Genomic DNA, 14072 nt, shown 5'->3' on the forward strand with positions numbered 1-14072 from the left:
CCCGCTGCGGCCCTGCGTCCACAGCCCCTGCTGCGTCCACAGATCGTCTCGCGCCGCCCGCCGGCCCCTGCTCGTGCGGCCACGCTCGTCGTGGAGGTGGTGCGGCGATGGGCGGCACGGGCAGGGCACGAGATGACACTGCGAGCGCGGCGTCCGGAGGGGCGGCGCGCGCGGAGGCGGGGGAGCGGCCGCCGCCGGGTGGCCACACGGCGCGCGGCGCGCTCGGGCGCTACGGCGAGGACGTCGCGGCGCGGTTCCTGACCGAGGCCGGGCTCGTCGTGCTCGAGCGCAACTGGCGCTGCGAGCTGGGCGAGGTGGACATCGTGGCGCGCGACGGGGACGCGCTCGTCGTCTGCGAGGTGAAGACCCGGCGCTCGGCCTCGTTCGGCACGCCGCAGGAGGCGGTGACGGCGGCCAAGCAGGCGCGGTTGCGCCGGCTGGCGGCCCGCTGGCTCGCCGAGCGGGGGGTGCACCCGCCGCAGGTGCGGATCGACGTGGTGGCGGTGACGCGGGCGGCTCGGGGGCCCGCTCGCGTCGAGCACCTGCGCGGGGTGGCCTGATGGCGCTCGCGACGGCCCGCTCGATCGCCTTGGTGGGGGTGGAGGGCTCGGTCGTCGAGGTCGAGGCGCACGTGGCCGCGGGGCTCCCGGCGTTCGTGCTGGTGGGGCTGCCCGACGCGGCGTTGTCCGAGGCGCGCGATCGGGTGCGGGCGGCGGTGATGAACAGCGGTGAGCGCTGGCCGGCGTCGCGTGTCACGGTCGGGCTCTCGCCGGCGAGCCTGCCGAAGCGGGGGTCGGGTTTCGACCTGGCGATCGCGGTGGCCGTCCTGTTGGCGGGCGCCGCACCGGAGGACGAGCCCGTCCTGGACGCGCGGGTGCTCGACCACACCGCGCTGCTCGGAGAGCTGGGGCTTGACGGGCGGCTGCGCCCGGTCCGCGGCGTGCTGCCGGCCGTGGCAGCGGCAGCCAGGGCGGGCATCCGGCGGGTGGTCGTGCCCGAGCCGAACGCCGCCGAGGCCGCGCTGGTGCCCGGAGTGGAGGTGCTCGGGCTGCGCTCGCTGCGCCAGCTGGCGGCGTTGATGCGCGGGGTGGAGGTGCCGGAGGAGGAGCCGGTGCAGGCTGCCGCGCCGGCCGACCGGGCGTTGCCGGCCGCGGTCGAGAAGGACATGGCCGACGTGGTGGGCCAGGAGGAAGCCCGGCAGGCGGTCGAGGTCGCGGCCGCGGGTGGGCACGCGCTCTTCCTCGTCGGTGCGCCGGGGACCGGCAAGACGATGCTCGCCGAGCGGCTGCCCGGGCTGCTCCCGCCGCTCGAGCGCGAGGACGCGCTCGAGGTCACCGCCGTGCACTCGCTCGCGGGCGTGCTCGACCCTGCCGTCCCGCTCGTGACCCGACCGCCGTTCCAGGCCCCGCACCACAGCGCCACCACCGCGGCGACCGTCGGGGGCGGCAGCGGGGTGCCCCGGCCTGGAGCGGTGTCCCTCGCTCACCGCGGCGTCCTCTTCCTGGACGAAGCGCCGGAGTTCTCCCCGGCGGTCCTCGACGCCCTCCGCCAGCCGCTCGAGTCCGGCGTCGTGGTCCTGTCGCGGGCAGGAGGGACGGCCCGCTACCCCGCGCGCACCACCCTCGTGCTCGCCGCCAACCCGTGCCCGTGCGGGCGGGCGGTCGGCAAGGGTCTGGACTGCACCTGTACGCCGCTGGCGCGCCGCCGCTACCTGTCGCGGCTGTCCGGCCCGCTGCTCGACCGCGTCGATCTCCGGGTGGAGGTGCTGCCGCCGGTCGGAGCACAGCGGCTCGGCGCCCTCGAGCCCGGCACGGCCGAGCCGACGGCGGTCGTCGCCGCGCGGGTCGCGGAAGCACGCGCGCGGGCGGCGCAGCGCTTCCGCGGCCTGCCGTGGCGCACGAACGCCGAGGTGCCCGGCCGCGAGCTGCGCAGTCAGTGGCGGTTGCGCGACGCCCGGGCCGTCGAGGAAGCGGTGCTGCGCGGAGTCCTCACGCTGCGCGGCGCGGACCGGGCGCTGCGGGTCAGCTGGACGCTCGCCGACCTCGCCGGCCGCGGTCGGCCCGACGCCTCCGATGTGGCGCTCGCGGTAGGGCTGCGGCTGTCGGCGGCAGGGGCAGCGGCGTGAACGGCCGTCAGGAGGGGCTGCCCCTCCCGCCCGTGTCCGGCGGCCGCGGCCCGGGGCGCGACGCGCCGGACGGCAGGCCCGCGGGTGCTCCTCCGGACGCCCGGACGAGCTCCGACCCACCGGGGGCTCGCGTGGCTCCGGGGTCAGGCGGCGGGAGCCGCACGCAGACCGCGGACGCCGACCGCCGGGCGCTGGTCGCGCTCGGGCGGGTGGTGGAGCCGCCGGCCACGGCGCTCGTCCCGCTCGTCGACGCGCTCGGAGCCGCGCAGGTGCTCGACCGGCTGCGCGCGGACCGGCTCGACGGGGTGACCGAACGGCAGGCGCGCGCCTACCGCGCCCGGCTCGGCCTGGTCGACGTGGACCGCGACCTCGCCATGGCAGCGCGGGCCGGCGCTCGGCTCGTGGCGCCGGGCGACGCCGAGTGGCCCGACTCCCTGGACGACCTCGGCGCCCGGCGTCCGCTCGCCCTGTGGGTACGCGGCGCGCGCGACGGCGGGCTCGCCGAGACGGTGGAGCGCTCGGTGGCCGTGGTCGGCGCGCGGGCGGCCACCGCGTACGGGCTGCACGTGGCGGGGACGCTGAGCGGGCAGGTCGCGGCGCGCGGGTGGACGGTCGTCTCGGGCGGCGCCTTCGGAATCGACGCGGCCGCGCACCGCGGTGCCCTGTCCGTCGGCGGCATGACCGTCGCCGTGCTCGCCTGCGGCGTCGACGTCGCCTACCCGCGGGCGCACGAGGCGCTGCTCAGCCGCATCGCGGCCGACGGGGTGCTCATCAGCGAGGTGCCGCCCGGCACCGGCGTGACCCGCGGGCGGTTCCTCGAGCGCAACAGGCTGCTCGCCGCCCTGAGCCAGGGGACCGTCGTCGTCGAGGCCGCGCTGCGCAGCGGCGCGCGCAGCACCGCCGAACGCGCACGGGAGCTCTGCCGGGAGGTGATGGCGGTGCCCGGGCCGGTGACGAGCCCGATGTCGGCGGGGTGCCACGAGGAGGTGCGCGCCAGGCAGGCCGCGCTGGTGACCGACGGGGACGACGTGCTCGACATCGTCGGGCGGCTCGGTGCGGACAGCCGGCCGGAACGGCGGGCGCCGGCGGGGCCGCTCGACGGCCTGGACCCGGAGGACCTGCGGGTCTACGACGCCATGCCGCTGCTGAGCCCGGTGCCGGCCGGGCAGCTGGCGCAAGCCAGCTTGCTGCCGGTGGCCGACGTCCTGGCCCGGCTCGGGCGGATGGCCGTGCAGGGGGTGGTGGAGCCGGCGGAGGGTGGCTGGCGGCGCGCGGGACGGGAGCACCGCGGTCGGCGCGGGTGAGGCTGCGCGTCTCCTCTTGGTCGGCCGCCCGTCCGCGGCACGCCGGTGCGGCCGGAGGTGCTTGACCAGGCGCTTCGCGCTGGTCACCGTGTGCCACGTGATCGAGCCGGAGGACCCGCCGCTGCCCCCGGCGCTGGCGTCGGCTCGGGACGAGTTCGTCCGCCACCTCCGGGCCGAGCGGGGCTCGTCCGCGCACACCGTCCGGGCCTACGCCTCGGACATCGGCGGCCTGCTCGAGCACGCCCGGCGGATGGGCCGCGACGACCCGGCGGGCGTGGACCTCGCGGTGCTGCGCAGCTGGCTCGCGCTGCAGCGCTCGTCCGGCCGGGCGCGCGCGACGCTGGCGCGCCGGGCGGCGGCGGCGCGCACGTTCACGGCATGGGCGGCGCGGGCCGGGCTCGCGCCGACGGACGCGGGCGCGCTGCTCGCCACTCCGCGCGGCGGGCGGTCCCTGCCCGGGGTGCTGACCCAGGGGGAGGCCCGCTCGCTGCTCGATGCCGCGGCCGAAGCCGTCGCCGACACCGGGCCGCTCGGGCTGCGCGACCTCGCGATCCTCGAGGTGCTCTACGCGTCAGGGGTGCGTGTCGCGGAGCTGTGCGGGCTCGACATCGACGACATCGACCGCAGCCGGCGTGTGCTCCGCGTGGTCGGCAAGGGCGACAAGGAGCGGACCGTGCCGCTCGGCGTCCCGGCCCTGCGTGCCGTCGACGACTGGCTGTCGCGCGGGCGTCCGGACGTCCGCACCGACGCGAGCGGACCGGCGCTCTTCCTCGGCGCGCGCGGGGCGCGGATCGACGTGCGGACGGTCCGCCGGGTCGTCCACGCCATGCTCGCCAAGGTGCCCGGGGCGCCCGACCTGGGCCCGCACGGCCTGCGCCACTCGGCCGCCACCCATCTGCTGGACGGGGGAGCGGACCTCCGCAGCGTTCAGGAGTTGCTCGGCCACGCTACTCTCAGTACGACACAGCTATACACGCATGTCTCAGTGGAGAGACTCAAGGCGACGTACGAGCGCGCCCATCCGCGAGCGTGACCCGCGGCGGGGCGGAACCGGCGCACGCCGGGGAAGGAGGGGGTCTCCATCGTGGTCGACCAGTCGTCGCCCGTGGCCGAGAAGCCGGCCGCCGTCGACGAGTCCGCGGCGGCCGAGGAGGCCCTGCAGAAGCTGTGGGAGGACTACAAGGCCGGCGGTGACGTCCGGCTGCGCGAGCGCCTCATCCTCCACTACTCCCCGCTGGTGAAGTACGTCGCCGGCCGCGTCGGCGTCGGCCTGCCGCCGAACGTCGAGCAGGCCGACCTCGTGTCCTACGGGATCTTCGGCCTGATGGACGCGATCGACAAGTTCGACCTCGAGCGCGGCTTCAAGTTCGAGACCTACGCGATCAACCGCATCCGCGGCGCGATCATCGACGAGTTGCGCTCGCTCGACTGGATCCCGCGGTCGGTCCGCTACAAGGCTCGCGAGGTCGAGAAGTCCTACGCCGCCCTCGAGGCGCGGCTGCACCGGACGCCGACCGAGGCCGAGGTCGCCCAGGAGATGGGCATCAAGCTCGAAGAGCTGCACCAGATCTTCAGCCAGATGTCCTACGTCAACGTGGTCGCCCTCGACGAGCTGCTGGGCGGGGAGAAGGACAGCAGCCCCGAGCAGGTGCTGGAGGACCCGCGCGCCGAGGACCCGGTCGCGGCCTTCGAGGCCGAGGAGACCAAGCACCTGCTGGCCAAGGCGATCAACCTGCTCCCCGAGCGGGAGAAGATCGTCGTGACGCTCTACTACTACGAGGGCCTGACCCTGGCCGAGATCGGCCAGGTCCTCGGCGTGACCGAGAGCCGCATCTGCCAGATGCACACCAAGGCCGTGCTGCAGCTGCGCAGCAAGCTCGCCGAGAGCGACGACTGACCCGAATCGGCGAGCTCGCCGGGAGCGACGACTGAGCCGGGACGCTGCACCGGCGGACGCGCCTGGCACAGTTCGGCCCCTTCCGCCTCAGCGCCGCCGGCCCGCGAGCGCCACGCCGGCCAGCAGGACAACGGCCGCTCCGCCCGCCAGGGCACGGAGCGGCCGTTCGCTGTCCCCGCCGTCGGCGGGCGCTCGGCCACCCGCCCGCACCGCGAGAGGGCTGGCCGGAGCGGGAGCCACCGAGCCCGTGGCCCGTGGTTTCGGCGCGGGCCGGCCGGCCTCGGCTGCCGCATCGCTCGTCGCTCCCTTGGCTCCGCCTCTCGCTTGTACCCGTGGGCCCGCGGCCGCGCCGCCCGGTGCCGATGAGACCCGGCTGGCCGCCGCACCGCCCGGTGCCACGGTCGTGTCGCTCAACGCCTTCGTCGAACTGCCCGCTGCGCGGCCCGCAGCGGCCGTGCCGCCCGCCCCACGCGGTACCGGCAGCAGCCGCGCCGGGCCGAGCCGGGCGAGCAGCGAAAGCGGGTCGAGGTACGCCTCCCCGCGCCGCAGGCCCCAGTGCAGGCAGCTGCGCGTTGCGCAGTGCCCGGCATGCGCCGCGAGCTCGCCGAGGACGTCGCCCGCCTTGACCACGTCGCCCGAGGTGACGGTCGCCGTCACCGGCTCGTACGTAGTACGCAGCTCCCCGTGCGTCACGGTGACGACGCCGCGGCCCGCGACGCTGCCCGCGAAGGACACCACCCCCGCGCCCGCGGCACGAACGGGAGCGGCGACGGCCGAGAGCAGGTCCACCCCGCGATGCCCGGCGAGCCAGGGCTCCGGCGGCGGCTCGAAGGGCCGCACGACCTCCGGCACCCCGTCCAACGGCCAGCGCCACATCGGTGCCGCACCGGGCACCTCGACGCGTGCCCCCACCGGCGCCGCCATGAGCGGCGTCCAGACGACGGGCGCTGCCACGACGGGCGCTGCCACGACGGGCGCNNNNCCCACCGGTGCCACCGCCTCCACCTCCGGCGTCCCCGCGGCCGCCGCCGGCGCGAGCCGAACGGACGCCAAACCAAGGGACGCGAGGACGACCGCCGCGAGCCCGAGCCCCATCGCGCACGCCCGCCCGAGCCGTACCCCCACCGATCGTCCGAGCCCCATGACCCGAGCGTGGCCCGGAACGGGCCGGGACAGGGGCGTGGAGGCAAAGCTGTGGACGAGTGCGGGGTGGGGGAGCAGGTTGGGGATCCCGTAGACTTCTGCTAGCGGCCCGTTCGTGCGGGCCGACTTCGCACGCCCGCAACGTCGGGCCGCACCTCCTCGGTCTGTCCCCGGATTCTTTCGGGGACGGCACGGGCGCGGCCTCGCGGGCGTCAGGCGCGCCCGCGCAACCGCCCGGGCGCGAGAACCGAGGCGCGCGCCGACCAGGCGCGCAGAGGAGGCCGACCGGCCATGGCCGTCGTCAGCATGCGGCAGTTGCTCGACAGCGGTGTCCACTTCGGGCACCAGACCCGGCGCTGGAACCCGAAGATGAAGCGCTTCATCTTCACCGAGCGCAACGGCATCTACATCATCGATCTGCAGCAGTCGCTGTCCTACATCGACAACGCGTTCGAGTTCATCAAGCAGACGGTCGCCCACGGCGGCACGATCCTGTTCATCGGCACGAAGAAGCAGGCGCAGGAGGCGATCGCCGAGCAGGCGACCCGCGTCGGCATGCCCTACGTCAACCAGCGCTGGCTGGGCGGCATGCTCACCAACTTCTCGACCGTGCACAAGCGCCTCCAGCGCCTCAAGGAGCTCGAGCAGATCGACTTCGAGGACGTGCCGGGCAGCGGCATGACCAAGAAGGAGCTCCTGGTCCTCCAGCGCGAGAAGGAGAAGCTGGAGAAGACTCTCGGCGGTATCCGTGACATGGCCCGCACCCCGAGCGCGGTGTGGATCGTGGACACGAAGAAGGAGCACATCGCCGTCGGTGAGGCCCGCAAGCTGGGCATCCCGGTCGTCGCGATCCTCGACACCAACTGCGACCCCGACGAGGTCGACTACAAGATCCCGGGCAACGACGACGCGATCCGCTCCGTCACGCTGCTCACCCGTGTCGTCGCGGACGCCGTGGCCGAGGGCCTGATGGCTCGCGCCGGCGTGCGCACCGGCGAGGAGGCCGGCACGCCCGAGGGCGTCGCCGCCGACGAGCCGCTCGCCGAGTGGGAGCAGCAGCTCCTGGCCGGCGGCAACGCCGGCGCGGCCGGTGCCGCTCCCGACCAGCCGGTCGCCGACCAGCCGGTCGCCGAGCAGCCGGTCGCCGAGCAGCCGGCCACCGGCGAGGGCCCCGCGGGCGCGTCCGCCTGACCCGTCAGCACCCCAGCTGTCAGTACGCCGGGCGGGCCGCGCTCGCGGCTCCCCGGCGTCGCTGCGCCGGGCGCGCGCACCGCGTACGGCACCAGCACTCCGCCGATCCGGCACGAACCTCCCCACCCCCGATCCTCATAGGAGCAGGCATGGCCAGTTTCAGCGCAGCGGACGTCAAGCGGCTCCGCGAGCTGACCGGCGCCGGGATGATGGACTGCAAGAAGGCGCTCGAGGAGGCCGAGGGCGACTTCGACAAGGCGGTCGAGGTCCTGCGCGTCAAGATGGGCGCCAAGGTCGACAAGAAGGCCGGCGAGCGAACGACGTCCAACGGCATCGTCGCGGCGGCCGAGGGCGCGCTCGTCGAGCTGCGCTGCGAGACCGACTTCGTGGCGAAGAACGAGCAGTTCCAGCAGCTCGCGAACGACATCGTCGCCCACGTCGCCAAGACCGGCATCACCGACACCGAGGCGCTCCTCGCCGAGAAGCTCGCCGACGGCGCGACCATCGCCGAGAACCTCAAGTCGGCCTCCGCTGTCATCGGCGAGAAGATCGAGCTCGGCTCCGTGTCGTTCTTCGACGGCCAGGTCGCGGCCTACATGCACAAGCGCAGCAGCGACCTGCCCCCGCAGGTGGGCGTGCTCGTCGAGTTCGACGGCGCCGACATCGAGGCGGCCCGTGGCGCGGCCATGCAGATCGCCGCGATGCGCCCGCAGTTCGTCACCCGCGACGAGGTCCCGGCCGAGACGGTCGAGAACGAGCGCCGCATCGCCGAGGCGACGGCACGCGAGGAGGGCAAGCCCGAGGGCGCGCTCCCCAAGATCGTCGAGGGCCGGGTCAACGGCTTCTTCAAGGACGTCGTCCTGCTCGAGCAGGCGTCGGTCCAGGACAGCAAGAAGAGCGTCAAGCAGCTGCTCGACGAGAAGGGCGTGACCGTCAAGCGGTTCGCGCGCTTCGAGGTCGGCGCCTGACCTCCAGCGGGTAGCGCCACCGCAACCGCACGCTGCGTGGACCCCGGCTCCGGCCGGGGCCATGCAGCGTTCCGCTGTAGGACACCAGCACGATCGCTCGACAGAAGGGAAGACCCGTGGGACAGCTGAGGTACGACCGGGTGCTGCTGAAGCTGTCGGGCGAGGTGTTCGGCGGCGGGTCCTTCGGCGTCGACCCCGACGTCGTGCAGAACATCGCCAGCCAGATCGCCGACATCGTCCGGGCCGGCACACAGGTCGCGATCGTCGTCGGCGGCGGCAACTACTTCCGCGGCGGCGAGCTGTCCGAGCGCGGCATGGACCGCGCCCGCAGCGACTACATGGGCATGCTCGGCACGGTCATGAACTGCCTGGCCCTCCAGGACTTCCTGGAGAAGCAGGGCATCGACACCCGCGTGCAGACCGCCATCACGATGGGCCAGGTCGCCGAGCCCTACATCCCGCGCCGCGCCACCCGTCACCTGGAGAAGGGGCGCGTCGTCATCTTCGGCGCCGGCGTCGGCATGCCGTTCTTCTCCACCGACACCGCCTCCGCGCAGCGCGCGCTCGAGATCGGCGCGCAGGTGCTGCTGATGGCGAAGGCCGTGGACGGGGTCTACGACGACGACCCGCGCACCAACCCCGAGGCCAAGCGGTTCGAGCGGGTCTCCTACCAGGAGGTGCTGCGCCGCGGGCTCAAGGTGGCCGACGCGACGGCGTTCAGCCTCTGCATGGACAACCGGCTCCCGATCATCGTCTTCAACCTGCTCGAGGACGGCAACATCGCCCGGGCGGTCAACGGCGACACCATCGGCACCCTCGTCTCCAACGCCACCGACTAGCCGCTGCACGCCCGCTGGCGCGTGCCTGAGCCACGGGCACCCGGACGGGCGATAACCTTGCGTCCGGCCCGTGGATGCCCCGGGCCGCACCGCTCAACGTTCCTGCTCGTCCAGCCCCGCGAAGGGAGACTCCCGTGATCGACGACACCCTTCTCGAGGCCGAGGAGAAGATGGAGAAGGCGGTGAACGTCGCGAAGGAGGACTTCGCGACGATCCGCACCGGCCGCGCCAACCCGGCCCTGTTCAACAAGATCGTGGTCGACTACTACGGCACCGTCACGCCGGTCAACCAGCTGGCGTCCTTCCAGACGCCGGACCCGCGCCTGATCGTCGTCACGCCGTACGACAAGGGCTCCCTCGGCGCGATCGAGCGCGCGATCCGCGACTCCGACCTCGGGGTCAACCCCTCGAACGACGGGTCCGTCATCCGCGTGCCGCTGCCGCAGCTCACCGAGGAGCGCCGCCGCGACTTCATCAAGATCGCCCGCGGCAAGGCCGAGGACGCCCGGGTCTCGATCCGCAGCGTCCGCCGCCACGCCAAGGAGGCGCTGGACAAGCTGGCCAAGGACGGCGAGGCCGGCGAGGACGACGTCACGCGTGCCGAGAAGCAGCTCGAGGCGACGACGAAGCGCTACGTCGAGTCCGTCGATGACCTGCTCAAGCACAAAGAAGCAGAGCTGCTCGAGGTCTGACCCATGGTGGCGCCCAACGCCGCGCGTCCGGCAGGAGAGACGGTAGGAAGCGGGAGCGAGGCGTTGGCAGCGAATCGGCGGCGCAGGAAGGCCCCGAGCAAGCGCACCCCGCGCAATCTCGGGCGCAACCTGCCCGTAGCGATCGCCGTCAGCCTGGTCATGGGCGGGCTGCTGCTCGCCAGCCTCTACGTCCAGCCCAGCATCTTCGTCGGGCTCGCCGCTGTCGCCGCCCTGCTCGGGGTCTCCGAGCTGGTGCAGGCATTCGGCGCGCGCGGCATCACCATGCCGGGCATCCTGCTCGGGATCGCCGCGGTGGCGACCCTCGTGGCGGCGTACGCCGGGGGCGAGCCGGCGCTGCTCGCGGCCTTCACGCTCTCCGTGCTCGGCGTCGCCGCCTGGCGAGGGGTCAAGGGGCCCGAGGGCTTCGTCCGTGACGCGACCGCCGCCTTCTTCACCCTCGCCTACGTCCCGCTCCTCACCGGCTTCGCCCTGCTCTCGCTGCGCGCTGACGACGGCCCGGACCGGGTCGTCGTGTTCGTGCTGGCCGTGGTGGCCAACGACGTGGGCGGCTACGCCACCGGCGTCCTCTTCGGCCGGCACAAGCTGGCGCCCCGCGTCAGCCCGGGCAAGACCTGGGAGGGGCTGGCCGGCTCGCTGGTCGTCGCCGCCGCCGGGACGGCCGCGTCCGTCGCCTGGCTGCTCGACGGCCCGGTCTGGGCCGGGGCGCTGCTCGGAGTCGCCTGCTGCCTCACGGCGACCGCCGGCGACCTCGCCGAGTCGCTGATCAAGCGCGACCTCGGAATCAAGGACATGGGCACGTTGTTGCCCGGTCACGGTGGCGTGATGGACCGCCTGGACTCGCTGCTGCCCACCGCTCCCGTGGCCTACCTCCTGATTGAGTATGTCGTCCTCCGATAACGCCCCTCCCGCCGACGCTGCCGCCAGCGCCGCGCCCGCTGCTGCCCCGACGCCCCCGCCGACGCCCACGCCGACGCGGCCGCAGCCGCCCGGCCTGGTCCTCGCCGCACCTCGCCGCGGCAAGCCTCCTCGCCACCTGTCCGACCTGACCCCCGAGGAGCGGCGCGCCGCCGTCGTCGAGCTCGGCGAGCCGGCGTACCGCGCGAAGCAGCTGTCGACCCACTGGTTCGGCCGGCTGGTCGACGACCCCGCCGCGATGCCCGACCTGCCCAAGCCGGTGCGCACGAAGCTGGCCGAAGCGCTCCTGCCGCAGCTGCTGACGCCCGTGCGCGAGTGGGAGACCGACGGCGGGGCGACCCGCAAGCAGCTCTGGCGGCTGCACGACGGCGCCCTCGTCGAGGCCGTCCTCATGCGCTACGGCGCGCGGGTGACCGGTGAGGTGTCCGGCGGGCTCATCACCGGCCTGGGTGACGAGTCGGCCTACGACGAGGCCGGCGGCGACGACGCGGCCGGGGCCCGGCGCTCGCGCGTCACCATGTGCGTGAGCAGCCAGGCCGGCTGCGGCATGGCCTGCCCGTTCTGCGCGACGGGGCAGCAGGGGCTGACCCGCAACCTGTCGACCGCCGAGATCGTGGAGCAGGTGCTGGCCGGTGCCCGCGCGCTCGAGCGCGGCCACGTCGCCGGCGGGCCGGGCCGGGTCAGCAACGTGGTCTTCATGGGCATGGGCGAGCCGCTCGCCAACTACAACGCCGTGGTCGGGGCCGTCCGCCGGCTCACCGACCCCGCGCCCGACGGGCTCGGCATGTCCCGGCGCGGCATCACCGTGTCCACGGTGGGCTTGGCGCCCGCCATCCGCCGGCTCGCCGGCGAGGGGCTGCCGGTCACGCTCGCGGTCAGCCTGCACGCCCCCGACGACGAGCTGCGCGACACGCTGGTGCCGATCAACACCCGCTACAAGGTCGACGAGGTGCTCGACGCGGCGTGGCACTACGCCGACACGACCTCGCGTCGTGTATCCATCGAGTACGCGCTGATCCGCGACGTCAACGACCAGGCCTGGCGCGCCGACCTGCTGGGACGCAAGCTCAAGGGGCATCTGGTGCACGTCAACCTGATCCCGCTCAACCCGACGCCGGGGTCGAAGTGGACCGCGTCGCGCGAGCGCGACGAGCGCGCCTTCGTGCGCGCCCTCGAGCACCACGGCGTCCCCGTCACCGTCCGCGACACCCGCGGGCGCGAGATCGAGGGGGCCTGCGGGCAGCTCGCTGCGGCCGACGCGGCGGGCCCGGCGCCCGCAGCGGCCGGCACGGACGTCTGAGGTGCGCGCGCGACGTCGGGACCACCGCCGGCTGCGCCGGGCCGGCTGGCTGCGCCGGGGCTACGCCCGCCGCCAGGTCGACGAGCTGCTCGCGCACGTCGAGCGGCGGCTGAGCGCGGGGGACCCGGTCGCCGCGGCCGACGTCCGCCGTGCCGGCTTCGACCTCGTACGCCACGGCTACGAGATCGGGGCCGTCGACCGGCTGCTCGACCGGCTGGAGCGGCGCTGCGTCGAGCAGGCGTTCGCCGGCGAGCCGCTGTGGGCGCTCGAGGACGAGCTGCGCAGCGACGCGGTGCGGCTGCGTGAGGAGCTCTCCGGGCCGCCCGGGATGCGCTTCGCCCGGCTCGGCCGGCTGCACCGCGGCTACGCGCCCGCCGACGTCGACGCCCTGGTCGAGCGCGTGCTGCGCGCCCTCGACCCCTTCGCGGCGACGCCGGACGGCGACCAGGTCCAGGCCGACGACGTGCGCTTCACGGTCTTCTCCCGCGTCCGCGGCGGCTACGCCGAGACCGGCGTGGACGACGTGATGGACCGGGTCGTCGACCTGCTGCTGCGCCACGCCGTGCTGCGCGCCCAGATCGCCGCGGCCGAGGTCGTGCAGGCGCTCGGGCCGGAGGCCTTCGCCCAGCCGTCCTACCTTGACGAGGCGCCGCCGTCCTACTCCGAGCCCGACCCGCCGCTGTCGGCGGCCGGCGGGGCCGGCTGACCCGTCTGCCGCGGGGCCGGCGGCGTTGCCCGCCCGAGCACCCGGTCCACGGTCAGCTCGACCACCACGCGCTCGGGGTTGGGCCGCGGCTGCCGGTACCGCCGCGCGTACGCCGCCTCGGCCGCCGCGACCGACTCCGCGTCCGTCCGGACCGTGGCCACGCCCTCCAGCGAGAGCCAGCGCCCGCCGTCGACCTGGCAGAGCACCGCTCGCCGGCCCGCCGCGGCGTTCAGCGCCTTCACCGTGCCGCCGCCCGTGATGACACGGGCGACGCGGCGCCCGGCGTCCCAGGTGAAGCCCACAGGGACGACGTGCGGGCTGCCGTCGGCGCGCAGTGTGGTGAGCGTCGCGAGGTGGCGCTCGGCGAGGAACTCCAGGGCCGCCTCCGGCAGCTCGTCCGGCGCCCAGCTCACGCCGACACCGCCGAGCCGTCGCCGGCCAGCTGCTTGCCATAGCACCGGGTCATCGGGTGGCCGGCCCAGTAGCCGTACGGCGCGATCGGCGCCCACCCGTGCCGCTGGTAGAGCGCCATCGCCTCGGGCTGGCGCGTCCCGGTCTCCAGCCGCAGCGCCGACATGCCGCGGGCGCGGCCCTCGTCCTCGGCGGCGTCGAGCAGCGCGCGGGCCACGCCGCCGCGCCGGGCCTCGTCGGCGACGTACAGCCGCTTGAGCTCGCCGACGCCCTCCTCGAGCGGGCAGAGCGCGATGATGCCCACCCCGTGCCCGTCCCGCTCGGCCACCAGCCAGACGAGCGCGTGCACGTCCGGGCCGAGGTCGTCGTCCTCGGGGTAGCGGCGGCGCAGCTCGTCCTCGGCCGCGGCGACCAGCCGGCGTACGTCGGGGTCGCCGGCGTCGGTCGTCGACCGGATCGCGAGAGGCGGGGCCGGCAGGCCCGCGGGGGCCGGTGTCGTGCTTTCCACGTCCGCAGACGGTACGTGGCGACGCGGACGGCGGTGAGCACAGCTCGCGCGG

15 protein-coding genes are annotated in these 14072 nt (G+C 74.9%); 12 read left to right on the forward strand and 3 right to left on the reverse strand.

Annotation, left to right across the window (positions count from 1 at the left end):
- Positions 1–107: 107 nt before the first annotated feature.
- The 5 genes from G9H71_RS07115 (at position 108) to whiG (ending at position 5326) form a co-directional block, all read left to right on the forward strand.
- On the forward strand, positions 108–560 hold the full coding sequence (locus tag G9H71_RS07115) for a YraN family protein (protein ID WP_166280098.1): 453 nt from the start codon (positions 108–110) through the stop codon (positions 558–560).
- Positions 560–2125 (forward strand): YifB family Mg chelatase-like AAA ATPase, encoded by a 1566-nt coding sequence (locus G9H71_RS07120; protein ID WP_166280101.1) that lies wholly within the window; start codon positions 560–562, stop codon positions 2123–2125. Before G9H71_RS07115 ends, G9H71_RS07120 begins: the two co-directional genes overlap by 1 nt.
- A gap of 131 nt (positions 2126–2256) precedes the next feature.
- Positions 2257–3429, forward strand: a complete 1173-nt coding sequence (gene dprA, locus G9H71_RS07125; RefSeq protein ID WP_166280104.1) for a DNA-processing protein DprA — start codon at positions 2257–2259, stop codon at positions 3427–3429.
- Between the two features lie 97 nt (positions 3430–3526).
- The gene (locus G9H71_RS07130) at positions 3527–4462 is read left to right on the forward strand and encodes a tyrosine recombinase XerC (RefSeq protein WP_331272805.1); all 936 of its coding nucleotides are present in this window, start codon (positions 3527–3529) and stop codon (positions 4460–4462) included.
- Between the two features lie 72 nt (positions 4463–4534).
- The gene (gene whiG / locus G9H71_RS07135) at positions 4535–5326 is read left to right on the forward strand and encodes an RNA polymerase sigma factor WhiG (RefSeq protein ID WP_407939683.1); all 792 of its coding nucleotides are present in this window, start codon (positions 4535–4537) and stop codon (positions 5324–5326) included.
- An 87-nt stretch (positions 5327–5413) separates the two neighbouring features.
- On the opposite strand, the gene G9H71_RS07140 is transcribed toward whiG, so the two are convergent.
- Entirely contained in the window at positions 5414–6469 is a 1056-nt protein-coding gene (locus G9H71_RS07140) for a murein hydrolase activator EnvC family protein (protein ID WP_231134287.1), read from the reverse strand.
- A gap of 291 nt (positions 6470–6760) precedes the next feature.
- Between G9H71_RS07140 and rpsB the strand changes: the two genes are divergently transcribed.
- The 7 genes from rpsB (at position 6761) to G9H71_RS07175 (ending at position 13101) form a co-directional block, all read left to right on the forward strand.
- Positions 6761–7660: a 30S ribosomal protein S2 gene (gene rpsB / locus G9H71_RS07145; RefSeq protein WP_166280107.1), complete on the forward strand. Its 900-nt coding sequence runs from the start codon at positions 6761–6763 to the stop codon at positions 7658–7660.
- A gap of 149 nt (positions 7661–7809) precedes the next feature.
- The gene (gene tsf / locus G9H71_RS07150; protein ID WP_166280110.1) at positions 7810–8628 is read left to right on the forward strand and encodes a translation elongation factor Ts; all 819 of its coding nucleotides are present in this window, start codon (positions 7810–7812) and stop codon (positions 8626–8628) included.
- A gap of 116 nt (positions 8629–8744) precedes the next feature.
- Positions 8745–9467 (forward strand): UMP kinase, encoded by a 723-nt coding sequence (gene pyrH / locus G9H71_RS07155; RefSeq protein WP_166280113.1) that lies wholly within the window; start codon positions 8745–8747, stop codon positions 9465–9467.
- A gap of 134 nt (positions 9468–9601) precedes the next feature.
- A complete protein-coding gene (gene frr / locus G9H71_RS07160) occupies positions 9602–10159 on the forward strand; it encodes a ribosome recycling factor (RefSeq protein WP_166280116.1) in 558 nt (185 codons plus the stop codon).
- Positions 10160–10222: 63 nt separating this feature from the next.
- Positions 10223–11077: a phosphatidate cytidylyltransferase gene (locus G9H71_RS07165; protein ID WP_231134288.1), complete on the forward strand. Its 855-nt coding sequence runs from the start codon at positions 10223–10225 to the stop codon at positions 11075–11077.
- Positions 11061–12395, forward strand: a complete 1335-nt coding sequence (rlmN, locus tag G9H71_RS07170) for a 23S rRNA (adenine(2503)-C(2))-methyltransferase RlmN (protein ID WP_166280122.1) — start codon at positions 11061–11063, stop codon at positions 12393–12395. Before G9H71_RS07165 ends, rlmN begins: the two co-directional genes overlap by 17 nt.
- 1 nt (position 12396) lies before the next feature.
- A complete protein-coding gene (locus tag G9H71_RS07175; RefSeq protein ID WP_166280125.1) occupies positions 12397–13101 on the forward strand; it encodes a hypothetical protein in 705 nt (234 codons plus the stop codon).
- Here the strand turns inward: G9H71_RS07175 and G9H71_RS07180 are convergent.
- A complete protein-coding gene (locus G9H71_RS07180) occupies positions 13053–13514 on the reverse strand; it encodes a PPOX class F420-dependent oxidoreductase (RefSeq protein WP_166280128.1) in 462 nt (153 codons plus the stop codon). The genes G9H71_RS07175 and G9H71_RS07180 overlap by 49 nt on opposite strands.
- Positions 13511–14020, reverse strand: coding sequence for a GNAT family N-acetyltransferase (locus G9H71_RS07185; RefSeq protein WP_166280131.1), 510 nt, complete (start codon positions 14018–14020; stop codon positions 13511–13513). Before G9H71_RS07185 ends, G9H71_RS07180 begins: the two co-directional genes overlap by 4 nt.
- Positions 14021–14072: the final 52 nt, after the last annotated feature.

Source organism: Motilibacter deserti, assembly GCF_011250635.1.
Classification (GTDB): Bacteria; Actinomycetota; Actinomycetes; order Motilibacterales; family Motilibacteraceae; genus Motilibacter_A; species Motilibacter_A deserti.